Below are 11,566 nucleotides of genomic sequence, written 5' to 3'. Positions count from 1 at the left end.
AAACTACCGCACCCCCATCGAAAAACAGGGCAACGACGACCGCCTGCAGCACCTTAACGCACGGATCAAGCCTTTCTTGCTGCGGCGCACCAAGGAACAGGTCGCCACCGAGCTGCCGCCCAAGACTGAAATCATCCATTGGGTCGAACTCAACGACACCCAGCGCGATGTCTATGAAACCGTGCGCCTGGCGATGGACAAGAAAGTTCGAGACGAAATCACCCGCAAGGGCGTGGCCCGCAGCCAGATCATCATTCTTGAGGCACTGCTCAAGCTGCGTCAGGTGTGTTGCGACTTGCGCCTGGTCAACAGCGCCCCACCCACCGGGCGACATGGCACCTCAGCCAAGTTGCACAGCCTGATGGAGATGTTCGAGGAGTTGCTGGCCGAGGGCCGCAAGATTCTGTTGTTCTCGCAGTTCACCTCGATGCTGACCTTGATCGAGGAAGAGCTGAAACAGCGCGGCATCGAGTACGCGTTACTGACTGGCGCAACCCGGGATCGACGCACGCCGGTGCATGACTTCCAGAGCGGCAAGCTGCCGATTTTCCTGATCAGCCTCAAGGCCGGCGGTACCGGCCTGAACCTGACCGCCGCCGATACCGTGATCCATTACGATCCGTGGTGGAACCCCGCCGCCGAACACCAGGCCACCGACCGCGCGTACCGCATCGGCCAGGAAAAGCCGGTGTTCGTCTACAAGATGATCGCCCGCGGCACCGTGGAAGAGAAAATCCAGCGATTGCAGCAAGACAAATCGGCACTGGCCGCCGGCGTACTGGACGGCCGCGTGGCCGGCGACTGGAAGCTGGAAAGCGAAGACATCAGCGCCCTGTTCGCGCCGCTGCCGCTGGCATCGCCGTCATCGAAGAAGGCCAAACCCCATTGAATCTCTCTTGGAGGTCCGATTAAACACCTGTAGTGGATCACTGCTTCCTTTAGATCGCAGTCAGCACCCGAGCCAAGGTCGCTTTTACCTTGCCCATGCCGTCGTGCAAAGCTTGTTCAATCTCAGCCATGGTAATCACCGCCGAGGATTTGCCGGCGGCCGGGTTAACCACCAACGCCAGACACGCATACGCCAGATCGATCTCCCGGGCCAAAGCTGCTTCAGGCATACCCGTCATTCCCACGATGTCGCAACCATCACGCTCCAGACGGACGATTTCCGCCACCGTCTCCAGGCGCGGCCCTTGGGTGCAGGCGTAAACGCCTTGATCGCTGAACTCACACCCTTCAGCCGTCAGTGCTGCGATCAGCCGGGCGCGCAACTCTTCGCTGTAGGGATAGCTGAAATCGATGTGGGTAACCTGTTCCAGGTCATCGGCGAAATAGGTGTGTTCGCGACCACTGGTGTAATCGATCAATTGATGCGGCACACAAAAGTGGCCAGTTCCCATCGCCGGGTGAATCCCGCCTACGGCATTGACCGCCAGAATCGCCTCGGCACCGGCCTGTTTCAGCGCCCAAAGATTGGCGCGGTAGTTAACCTGATGGGGCGGGAAACGGTGGGGATGGCCGTGGCGCGCCAAAAATAGCACCTCGCGGCCAGCGTAATCACCGACTTGAATCTCGCCGGACGGCAAGCCGTAAGGCGTGTTCATCGGCAGGGACTGGCGAATGTTCAAGCCCTCCAGTTGCGTCAGGCCGGTGCCGCCGATAATTGCATAAACAGTCATGGCAAAATCCTTAGTCGATCAGTCAATCAGCTGCGCAGCACGCAACGCTTCAAGTGCGGCCAGCCAACGCGGGTGCTGGCGGTATTCAGTGGTGGCGTAGGCTTGTCCGCGCATTCGCGCAATACGTGGCGAAGGGGTGACCTTGAGCCGCTGGGCGGTGACGAGCGCCAGTTCAGCCGCAGCCCGGTCGTTGCACACCAGGCCCATGTCACAGCCAGCGGACAACGCCGCCTCGATGCGGCTCGCCGCGTCCCCTACCACCTGTGCGCCAGCCATGGACAGGTCATCGCTGAAAATGACGCCATCGAAGTGTAATTCGCCACGCAAGATGTCCTGCAGCCAGCGCCGGGAAAATCCCGCAGGCTGCGAATCGACCTGTGGGTAGATCACGTGAGCCGGCATCACTGCGGCCAGTTGTTTGCTTAGTCGAGCGAATGGCACGAGATCGTTGGCGCGTATCTCATCCAGACTGCGCTCGTCGGTGGGAATCGCGACGTGGGAGTCGGCTTCAGCCCAGCCGTGGCCGGGAAAATGCTTGCCGGTGGCGGCCATCCCCGCGGCGTTCATGCCGCGAATAAAAGCGCCCGCCAGCAACGCTGCACGCTCGGGATCGCCGTCGAACGCCCGACTACCTACTACTGCACTGCGCTGGTAATCCAGGTCCAATACCGGCGCAAAACTAAGATCCAAGCCCACCGCCAGCACTTCAGTTGCCATCAGCCAGCCGCAATGCTCGGCCAATACTTCAGCGTTCGGGTTATCGGCAATCGCCCGCATTGCTGGCAAACGGACAAAGCCTTGACGCAAACGCTGGACACGGCCGCCCTCCTGGTCCACCGCCAGCAGCAGGTCCGGGCGAACGGCACGAATGGCCGCACTGAGTTCACGAACCTGACGGGGGTGCTCAATGTTACGGGCGAAAATGATCAAACCACCGACTTCAGGTTGACGCAAAAATTGGCGATCTTCAGCCGTCAGCCATTTTCCGGCGACATCTACCATCAACGAGCCTTGCAGGCCTGAACTCATAGTGAAATTCCTCTGTTTAAGCAGCGATGCCCTGATCAGGCACGGCTTCAAGCACGGTGGAGACAGCCCAATGCACAGCCCATTCGTGGCCCGCAGAACTGCGCACGAATGGGCTGGTAAGTAAGGCCTGTATAAATCGAGGGGTACGCATGGGCGGCTAGCTTAGCGGATGAACGCTATCGCGCCCACCCGTTAACGGCTAAACCTTGGCGGCGGCCGGGCTTTTGCTTCGAGGTTTGAGCTGCGCCGAGACCATCGCTGCATCAGTGACACCGGTTTCGGCGCGCATACCGGCGGCCAGGAACGGCACCATCAGCCGCATCACCTGTTCGATGGAAGTGTTCACGCCGAAATCAGTCTCGGCGATAGCGCGCAATGCCTTGATGCCGGACATGCTGAACGCCGCCGCACCCAGCATAAAATGCACGCGCCAAAACAGTTCAATGGGAGGGATACGGGGCGCAGCTTCGTTAACCAGCAGCATATAGCGACGAAAAACCTTGCCGTACATATCCTCAAGGTAACGCCGCAAGTGACCCTGGCTCTGGCTGAACGCAAGGCCCAGCAAACGCATGAATATAGACAGGTCATTATTACTGCGGGGCTGGACCGCCAACGCTTGCTCGACGAGGATTTCAAGCAGCTCTTCAAGGGACGGTTTCTGCTCGGGTTTGGTCTGACGACGCTCCAGCTCGCGGTCGAGACTGACGCAGAAAGGTCCAAGAAAGCGTGAGAACACTGCCTGAATCAAGGCCTTTTTTGAACCGAAGTGGTAATTCACCGCCGCCAGATTCACCGATGCCTTGCTGGTAATCAACCGCAGCGAAGTTTCGGCAAAACCTTTCTCCGCAAACAACTGCTCTGCAGCATCAAGGATGCGTTCCACTGTTTCCGACTGTGCCATGATCTTCGCCTGACAAACACTTGTTTGAAACATACGTTTCAGACAGACCTCTTGTCAACCCTGGCCGTCCATTTTCTGGCCGAACAGTCATGCTCGCATTTAAGCACAGATACGGGGCTAAACAACCCTATAAACGGGGCGTGTAGCCAGGTGTAGGCAAGCCCTTGCGTCGGTCCTTCGAGTGCCTGGCCGAGACCGTCCAGCGGCGAGAATAAAAAGGACGATTGCCAAGACGCAATCACTGTATATAATCCCAGTCACTGTATAAAAAGCCAGAGCGATCGACATGCTGAAACTGACGCCACGCCAAGCTGAAATTCTGGGGTTCATCAAACGCTGCCTGGAAGACAATGGCTATCCACCGACCCGCGCGGAAATCGCCCAGGAGCTCGGCTTCAAATCGCCCAATGCCGCCGAAGAACACCTCAAGGCCCTTGCCCGCAAAGGCGCTATCGAGATGACGCCTGGCGCCTCACGGGGCATACGGATCCCGGGCTTTGAAGCTAAATCGGAAGAAAGCAGCCTGCCGATCATTGGTCGAGTTGCCGCCGGCGCCCCGATTCTTGCGCAGCAACATATAGAAGAGTCCTGCAACATCAATCCGGCATTCTTCCATCCCGCTGCGGATTATCTGCTACGCGTCCATGGCATGAGCATGAAAGACGTTGGCATTCTCGACGGTGACCTGATCGCTGTGCACACCTGCCGCGAAGCGCGTAACGGGCAGATCGTCGTGGCTCGAATCGGCGATGAAGTGACAGTAAAGCGTTTCAAACGCGAAGGCAGCAAAGTCTGGTTGATGGCTGAAAACCCTGATTTCGCACCTATCGAAGTGAACCTGAAAGATCAGGATCTGGTGATCGAAGGCTTGAGCGTTGGCGTAATTCGCCGCTAAGGAGACGTTATGCAGTTCCCACACACCCCACAGCATGCTCAATTACCACTGTTCGAGGCATTTATGGCACAGCCCATCGCCCCGCTACTTACAGATGTGGTCGAAACGCCCTGGAATACAGAGCCAGAAGCTTTTAGTGAACTGTCATTGCGCGGTGCGGCCGGGAACTGCCTCAACCTTTTAGCACCGATTCTGCGCGAATTGAGCCAGGACCAGGACGCACGCTGGCTAACCCTGATCGCGCCGCCGTCGAGCCTGACTCAGGCGTGGCTACGAGATGCGGGACTGAATCGAGAGCGAATCCTTCTGCTGCAGCCACGCGGCACTCAAACTGCGTTGCAGTTGTCCTGCGAGGCATTGAAGTTGGGCCGCAGCCACACGGTGGTCAGCTGGATAAATCCGATCAATGGCGCGGGACGCCAACAACTGATTAACGCTGCAAGGACCGGGGATGCGCAAAGCTTGAATATTCGTCTGGGCTGAACTGATTCGGGCTGATTGATCCAGGTTGACTGGCCAGCCTCGATTCGACTGCTCACGTCAATGCAGACGATCAGTGGAGAACGCGCGGGCCATCGTGTCTATCAAGGTCGCCTTCGGCGAGACGTCCAGCCATTTGCACGCCGACACTCAGCATGGCTTTGGCAATTTCTACGTGCTGACCTTGCAGGAAGACTTTTGCATCTGCAGAGAAATCCAACGTAACCAAGGAACCCTCGTCCTCGGCGCGGCGCAGTTCAATACGACCGTCAGGCAACTCGACAATTTCTAAAAAGGACGTTGGCATAGCTATCGGCTCTCCACGAAAGGCCGGCATTGTACCAGCCAGTCGACCCAACCCCTAGCCCATCGATCAATCAGCACTCACTAAGCCCTTCGCGAAAACGAACCGTCAGCCCCTTGAGTTGCTGACGCCAGCTTTCCATTTCGGCGCGAGTGAGCTCAGGTACAGACTCGTCTCCCACACTGATAGCGATGATCATCGGCTGGGTGACATCCCCTTTAGGCTTCTTCGGCGCACGGGGTGGTTGAAACAGCGCGTTATAGGCCGCCAGCATTTGGGCAAGCCAGGTTTCGGAATGCTGGGCCAACTCGATCAACTCGGCCAGCTCAGGAATCGCAATCGAATTCACTGCATCTTCTGTCAGCAGCATCTCTGCCCGGGGCGCATTGGCTTGAGGCAAGCGATAAAATCCGGCGATCTCGTGGCACAAACCCAGCAAGGCGCCATACAAGTGAAACAGCGCTGACTCCCGCTCGGCCTGGATCAGCGCCTGGGCATTCATTGCCCGGCTGTCTTCAGCTTTGCCGAGGGCGTCCAGCGCAAGTCCGGCGAAATAGATTTTTTGATTGGTGCGGGTATAAAGCTCATGGGCCATGGCGAGGTTCTCCTGTGCAAACAATTTTAGAACTGCTGGGCATAAAGCAAAGCTGGCTCGCGCAACACGCTTTTATGCGTACCGGGCGAGCCAGCTCCGACAACAAAAAAGGGCTGTCTGCCGCCAAGGCGTCAGACACAGCCATCAACGCTTGTCTTCGACCTTCCAAGCCTTGCCGTCATAAAAAGCTCGCCAGCCTGTAGGCTTGCCTTCCACTTCGGTCTGCACATATTGCTCTTTGGTCTTGCGGCTGTAACGTATCACCGCAGGGTGCCCGTCCGGATCCTTCTTCGGCGCATCGCACAGGAAGTGATACTTAGGATCAATCTCGTCCCTATGGGGAACAATCTCAATCACTAATGGCGCACGGGTTTCTCGGTTCTTCGGGAACTGACTGGCAGCCAGAAACAGGCCCGAAGCGCCATCACGCAAGATATAAGTGTCTGTAACCTTCTCGCATTTCAGCTCCGGCATTTTCACCGGGTCCATCTTCGGCCCGGCCGCTTCACCGCTTTTCAACAGTTTGCGTGTGTTCTTGCACTCCGGGTTGGTGCAACCGAAGAATTTGCCGAAACGGCCCGTCTTGAGCTGCATCTCGCTGCCGCACTTGTCACATTCCAGGCTCGGACCTTCATAGCCTTTGATCCGGTAAGTGCCCTCTTCGACTTCATAACCCACGCAGTCCGGGTTATTACCGCAGATATGCAGCTTGCGCTTTTCGTCAAGCAAGTAGGCGTCCATCGCCGTGTTACAGATATGGCAGCGGTGCTTGCCACGCAGTACACGGGATTCAGACTCGCCTTCATCGTCTTCGGCAATTTCGTCCCCAGGCGTCAGGTTGATCGTCGCCTTGCAGCGTTCTTTCGGTGGCAGGCTGTAGCCGGAGCAACCAAGGAACACGCCGGTGGATGCGGTACGGATCTGCATTGGGCGACCGCACACCTTACAGGCGATATCGGTCATCACCGGCTGGTTGGCGCGCATCCCGCTGTCCGCAGCTTCAGCCACTTCGAGTTTTTTCTTGAAGTCGCCGTAGAACTCGTCGAGTACGCTTTTCCAGTCGCGCTGACCTTGAGCAACGTCATCGAGGTTCTCTTCCATGCCAGCGGTAAAACCGTAGTCCATGAGGTTGGAGAAACTCTCGGACAAGCGCCCGGTAACGATGTCGCCCATTTTTTCAGAATAGAAACGGCGGTTATGCAGCGCTACATAGCCTCGATCCTGAATAGTCGAAATGATCGCGGCGTAGGTCGACGGACGGCCGATCCCGCGTTTTTCCATTTCTTTGACCAGGCTTGCTTCCGAGTAACGCGCAGGTGGCTTGGTAAAGTGTTGCGTCGGGTCAAGCTTGTTCAGCTTGAGGTTGTCGCCCTGCCCCATGTCGGGCAATACATCGTCGTCGCCTGGCTTGGCCATTTGCGGCAAAACGCGGGTGTAACCGTCGAACTTGAGGATGCGGCCCTTGGCGCGCAGCTCAAAGGTCCCAGCCGCGACACTGACGGTAGTGGACAGGTATTGGGCCGGTGGCATCTGGCACGCCACGAATTGGCGCCAGATAAGCTCATAGAGGCGCTCAGCGTCACGTTCCATACCCGTCAGCTTGCTCGGGTGGGTATTAACGTCAGACGGACGAATCGCTTCGTGCGCTTCTTGTGCGCCTTCTTTACTGCTGTAAACGTTCGGCGACTCCGGCAAGTACTTCTTGCCGAACTCGGTTTCTATGTAAGTCCGGGCCATGGTTACAGCGTCCACCGACAGGTTAGTCGAGTCGGTACGCATGTAAGTGATGTAACCCGCTTCGTACAAGCGCTGGGCCATCATCATGGTTTTCTTCACGCCATAGCCCAGGCGGTTACTTGCGGCCTGTTGCAATGTAGACGTGATAAACGGGGCCGACGGCTTGCTGCTGGTCGGTTTGTCTTCGCGCTTGACGATGCTGTAGCTGGAGGCCTTGAGCTTGTCCAGCGCAGCCATGGCCGTGGTTTCGTTCAGAGGCTTGAAGGCCTCGCCGTTTTCACGGGCCACTTCGAAACGCACATTAGCGCCCTTGGCGGTACCGAGGTCTGCGTGGATTTCCCAGTACTCTTCAGGGTTGAACGCACGGATCTCGCGTTCACGCTCTACAACCAGCTTTACCGCAACCGACTGCACACGACCTGCGGACAAGCCGCGGGCAACTTTCTGCCAAAGCAGCGGCGACACCATGTAGCCCACGACGCGGTCGAGGAAGCGGCGAGCCTGCTGAGCGTTGACCCGATCGATATCGAGTTCACCGGGCTTGGAGAACGCTTCCTGGATCGCTTTCTTGGTGATCTCGTTGAACACCACGCGCTTATAGCGGCTGTCGTCACCACCGATGGCTTCGCGCAGGTGCCAGGCAATGGCTTCCCCCTCGCGGTCCAAGTCGGTTGCGAGATAGATGATGTCAGCATCTTTGGCGAGCCGGCGCAGCTCTTCGATCACCTTCTCTTTACCCGGAAGGATTTCGTACTTGGCTTTCCAGCCATGATCAGGATCAACACCCATTCGCGACACAAGCTGACGCTTGGCCTTTTCTTTAGGCGTCAGGGCAGGCACTTCGCCCACAGCCGCCTTGCCGCGTTTGGCAGCAGGCTCTTTGCTGGCGCTAGCCGAACCGCTGGTGGGCAAGTCTCGGATATGGCCGATACTCGACTTCACCACGTACTGGTTACCCAAGTACTTGTTGATGGTCTTGGCCTTAGCCGGGGATTCCACGATGACCAGCGATTTGCCCATGGATCAGAAAATTCCTGAATTTATAAATGAAAGGCGCTTAGTGCCCTGTCGAGGCACCGCTATATATAGTGGCAATAAGGCGAGGTCAAGCACAGGCTACTGCGCGATCTCTCCTGAAGGCCTTGAAAACAGACTTGGTTCAACCTGAACCAGAGCAAAGCGTGGGACCTGTTCGCCGTCAACCTCGACCGACTCCAGGAACATGCTTAAGGGGCGCACCCAAAGGCCGTAATCGCCATAGAGGGCTTGATAGAACACCACTTCTTCTTCGGTTTCGGAGTGCCGGGCAATGCTGAATACACGGTACTCCGGGCCCTTGTAATGGCGATAGAGTCCTGGCTGTAACTGCATGTGACCCCCCTCGAAAATCAAACCTGAAAATAAATTTTCTTGAAATACAACTTTTTTCAAAAAACCGGGTTTTCATAAAAGCAAAAGCCGGGGCACCTGGCCCCGGCTTCCATCAAACGAACCGTTAAACGCGTTCGAAGACGGTGGCAATGCCCTGACCGAGGCCGATGCACATGGTTGCAACACCGAGGTTGCCGCCATTTTGCTTCATGACGTTCAGCAACGTACCTGAGATACGTGCCCCGGAACACCCGAATGGATGGCCAAGAGCGATTGCGCCGCCGTGCAGGTTAACCTTCTCGTTCATCTTGTCGAGTACTTTCAGATCTTTCAACACTGGCAAGGCCTGTGCGGCGAACGCTTCGTTGAGCTCGAAGAAGTCGATATCGGCAATACTCAGACCCGCACGCTTCAAGGCCTTTTGCGTCGCCGGTACCGGGCCATAGCCCATGATTGCCGGGTCTACACCGGCCACTGCCATCGAGCGGATAACCGCCATTGGCTGGATGCCGAGGTCTTGAGCGCGCTGTGCCGACATGACGATCATGCACGATGCGCCATCGGTGATTTGCGAGGAAGTGCCCGCTGTTACCGTACCACCTTTAGGATTAAAGGCTGGCTTCAAGGCCGCAAGACTTTCCAGTGTGGTATCCGGACGAATGGTTTCGTCGTAGTCGAACATTTTCAGGAAGCCGTTCTCGTCATACCCGTGCATCGGGATGATTTCGTCCTTGAACTTGCCTTCGACCGTTGCCTTGTGGGCCAACTGATGCGAACGGACGCCGAACGCGTCCTGGGCTTCGCGGGTTATACCGTGCATTTTTCCAAGCATTTCAGCGGTCAAGCCCATCATGCCTGACGCCTTGGCTGCGTACAGCGACATGTGTGGGTTGGGGTCTACGCCATGCATCATGCTGACGTGGCCCATGTGCTCAACACCGCCCACCACGAACACATCACCGTTACCGGTCATGATGGCTTGGGCGGCAGTGTGCAGCGCACTCATTGATGAACCACACAGACGGCTTACTGTCTGCGCAGCCGCCGTGTGGGGAATCTGAGTCAGCAACGAGGTCATGCGGGCGATGTTCCAGCCCTGCTCCATGGTCTGGTTCACACAGCCCCAGATCACGTCTTCGACTTCCGAAGGGTCAACCTTGACGTTGCGTTCCAGCAGTTTGCTGATCAGGTGCGCAGACATGTCTTCGGCGCGGGTATTACGGTGCATGCCACCCTTGGAGCGGCCCATCGGGGTGCGACCGAAGTCAACAATCACGACGTCTCTCGGATTCAAGCTCATAAATTCCTCTCAGTCGTTGGGCGCTTAACCGAAGAAGCTCTGGCCATTTTTAGCCATCTCACGCAGCTTCGCGGTGGGGTGGTACAAAGCACCCAAATCAGCATATTTGTCAGCCAGGGCAACGAATTCAGCCACACCAACCGAGTCGATGTAACGCAGCGCGCCGCCACGGAATGGAGGGAAACCAATACCGTAGATCAAGCCCATGTCGGCTTCGGCGGCGGTTTCAACGATGCCGTCTTCAAGGCAACGAACCGTTTCCAGGCACAGCGGAATCATCAACCAGTTGATAATGTCGTCGTCGGACACTTCGCGTTGTTCGTAGACAATCGGCTTGAGGACTTCAAGCACAGCGGCATCCGTGACTTTCTTCGGCTTGCCCTTCTTGTCCATTTCGTACGCGTAGAAACCCTTGCCGTTTTTCTGACCCAGACGATTGGCGTCGTAAAGCACGTCTACAGCCGAACGACGGTCGTCTTTCATGCGGTCAGGGAAGCCTTCAGCCATGACATCGCGGCCGTGGTGGCCGGTGTCGATACCGACCACATCCATCAGGTACGCCGGGCCCATTGGCCAGCCGAACTTTTCCATGACCTTGTCGATACGGACGAAGTCCACACCGGCGCTGACGAGCTTGGCGAAACCGCCGAAGTACGGGAACAACACACGGTTAACCAGGAAGCCTGGGCAATCGTTGACCACGATCGGGTTTTTGCCGATTTTCTTGGCGTAGGCCACAGCGGTTGCGACTGCAACTTCACTGGACTTCTCGCCACGAATGACTTCCACCAGCGGCATCATGTGCACGGGGTTGAAGAAGTGCATACCCACGAAGTTTTCCGGACGCTTGAGGGCTTTGGCCAACAGGCTGATGGAAATGGTCGAGGTATTCGATGCCAGGATGGTGTCGCTACCGACCTGACCTTCGACTTCAGCCAACACCGCTTGCTTGACTTTGGGATTCTCGACCACGGCTTCAACCACGAAGTCGACGGTGCCAAAATCGCCGTAGGACAGCGTAGGACGGATCGCGTTGAGCGCAACAGCCATCTTCGCTGAGGTCAAACGACCCTTGTCGACACGATTGCCCAGCAGTTTCGACGCTTCGTTCAGACCCAATTGAATGGCGTCCTCACGGATGTCCTTCATCAGAATCGGCGTGCCTTTGACAGCTGACTGATAAGCAATGCCGCCGCCCATGATCCCGGCGCCGAGCACGGCTGCCTGTTTCACGTCTTTAGCGACTTCATCGTAAACCTTGGCTTTTTTCTT

General features: G+C 57.0%; 12 protein-coding genes. 3 read left to right on the top strand and 9 right to left on the bottom strand.

Features of this window, described 5'->3' with window-relative positions; all coding sequences use genetic code 11:
• Positions 1-889 (top strand): DEAD/DEAH box helicase (locus JWR17_RS23650; RefSeq protein ID WP_299835400.1); only part of this gene is annotated, 889 nt, incomplete at its 5' end.
• 49 nt (positions 890-938) lie between these two features.
• Here the strand turns inward: JWR17_RS23650 and JWR17_RS23645 are convergent.
• The 3 genes from JWR17_RS23645 to JWR17_RS23635 form a co-directional block, all read right to left on the bottom strand.
• Positions 939-1,679, bottom strand: a complete 741-nt coding sequence (locus tag JWR17_RS23645) for an S-methyl-5'-thioinosine phosphorylase (protein ID WP_299835398.1) — start codon at positions 1,677-1,679, stop codon at positions 939-941.
• Between the two features lie 18 nt (positions 1,680-1,697).
• On the bottom strand, positions 1,698-2,696 hold the full coding sequence (gene nagZ / locus JWR17_RS23640; RefSeq protein ID WP_299835401.1) for a beta-N-acetylhexosaminidase: 999 nt from the start codon (positions 2,694-2,696) through the stop codon (positions 1,698-1,700).
• A 211-nt stretch (positions 2,697-2,907) separates the two neighbouring features.
• Positions 2,908-3,612, bottom strand: coding sequence for a TetR/AcrR family transcriptional regulator (locus tag JWR17_RS23635; RefSeq protein ID WP_299835396.1), 705 nt, complete (start codon positions 3,610-3,612; stop codon positions 2,908-2,910).
• A gap of 286 nt (positions 3,613-3,898) precedes the next feature.
• Here JWR17_RS23635 and lexA point away from each other — a divergent pair, with 286 nt between their 5' ends.
• Together lexA and sulA are read left to right on the top strand one after the other, a co-directional pair.
• On the top strand, positions 3,899-4,507 hold the full coding sequence (lexA, locus tag JWR17_RS23630; protein ID WP_299835394.1) for a transcriptional repressor LexA: 609 nt from the start codon (positions 3,899-3,901) through the stop codon (positions 4,505-4,507).
• Positions 4,508-4,516: 9 nt separating this feature from the next.
• Positions 4,517-4,990, top strand: coding sequence for an SOS-induced cell division inhibitor SulA (gene sulA / locus JWR17_RS23625; protein ID WP_299835392.1), 474 nt, complete (start codon positions 4,517-4,519; stop codon positions 4,988-4,990).
• Between the two features lie 70 nt (positions 4,991-5,060).
• On the opposite strand, the gene JWR17_RS23620 is transcribed toward sulA, so the two are convergent.
• From JWR17_RS23620 to JWR17_RS23595, 6 genes are all read right to left on the bottom strand, one after another.
• A complete protein-coding gene (locus JWR17_RS23620; RefSeq protein WP_299835390.1) occupies positions 5,061-5,294 on the bottom strand; it encodes a hypothetical protein in 234 nt (77 codons plus the stop codon).
• A 70-nt stretch (positions 5,295-5,364) separates the two neighbouring features.
• On the bottom strand, positions 5,365-5,886 hold the full coding sequence (locus tag JWR17_RS23615; protein ID WP_299835388.1) for a DUF6586 family protein: 522 nt from the start codon (positions 5,884-5,886) through the stop codon (positions 5,365-5,367).
• Between the two features lie 144 nt (positions 5,887-6,030).
• Complete coding sequence (gene topA, locus JWR17_RS23610) at positions 6,031-8,643, bottom strand: type I DNA topoisomerase (RefSeq protein WP_299835386.1); 2,613 nt, start codon at positions 8,641-8,643, stop codon at positions 6,031-6,033.
• Between the two features lie 96 nt (positions 8,644-8,739).
• Positions 8,740-8,994 carry a DUF1653 domain-containing protein gene (locus JWR17_RS23605; protein WP_299835384.1) on the bottom strand — a complete coding sequence of 85 codons (255 nt, stop codon included), beginning with the start codon at positions 8,992-8,994 and terminating at the stop codon, positions 8,740-8,742.
• 124 nt (positions 8,995-9,118) lie between these two features.
• Complete coding sequence (gene fadA, locus JWR17_RS23600; protein ID WP_299835383.1) at positions 9,119-10,294, bottom strand: acetyl-CoA C-acyltransferase FadA; 1,176 nt, start codon at positions 10,292-10,294, stop codon at positions 9,119-9,121.
• 24 nt (positions 10,295-10,318) lie between these two features.
• A partial coding sequence (locus JWR17_RS23595; RefSeq protein ID WP_299835381.1) for a 3-hydroxyacyl-CoA dehydrogenase NAD-binding domain-containing protein occupies positions 10,319-11,566 on the bottom strand: 1,248 nt, incomplete at its 5' end.

It is taken from the genome of Pseudomonas sp. (genome assembly GCF_028293835.1).
Taxonomy (GTDB): domain Bacteria; phylum Pseudomonadota; class Gammaproteobacteria; order Pseudomonadales; family Pseudomonadaceae; genus Aquipseudomonas.
This window is presented reverse-complemented; position numbering and strand designations above follow the sequence as displayed.

Bases quoted from the DNA above. Each gene is read 5' to 3' on its own strand.
- JWR17_RS23645 (WP_299835398.1), bottom strand. From the start codon at position 1,679: ATGACTGTTTATGCAATTATCGGCGGCACCGGCCTGACGCAACTGGAG.
- JWR17_RS23635 (WP_299835396.1), bottom strand. From the start codon at position 3,612: ATGGCACAGTCGGAAACAGTGGAACGCATCCTTGATGCTGCAGAGCAG.
- lexA (WP_299835394.1), top strand. From the start codon at position 3,899: ATGCTGAAACTGACGCCACGCCAAGCTGAAATTCTGGGGTTCATCAAA.
- sulA (WP_299835392.1), top strand. From the start codon at position 4,517: ATGCAGTTCCCACACACCCCACAGCATGCTCAATTACCACTGTTCGAG.
- JWR17_RS23620 (WP_299835390.1), bottom strand. From the start codon at position 5,294: ATGCCAACGTCCTTTTTAGAAATTGTCGAGTTGCCTGACGGTCGTATT.
- JWR17_RS23615 (WP_299835388.1), bottom strand. From the start codon at position 5,886: ATGGCCCATGAGCTTTATACCCGCACCAATCAAAAAATCTATTTCGCC.
- topA (WP_299835386.1), bottom strand. From the start codon at position 8,643: ATGGGCAAATCGCTGGTCATCGTGGAATCCCCGGCTAAGGCCAAGACC.
- JWR17_RS23605 (WP_299835384.1), bottom strand. From the start codon at position 8,994: ATGCAGTTACAGCCAGGACTCTATCGCCATTACAAGGGCCCGGAGTAC.
- fadA (WP_299835383.1), bottom strand. From the start codon at position 10,294: ATGAGCTTGAATCCGAGAGACGTCGTGATTGTTGACTTCGGTCGCACC.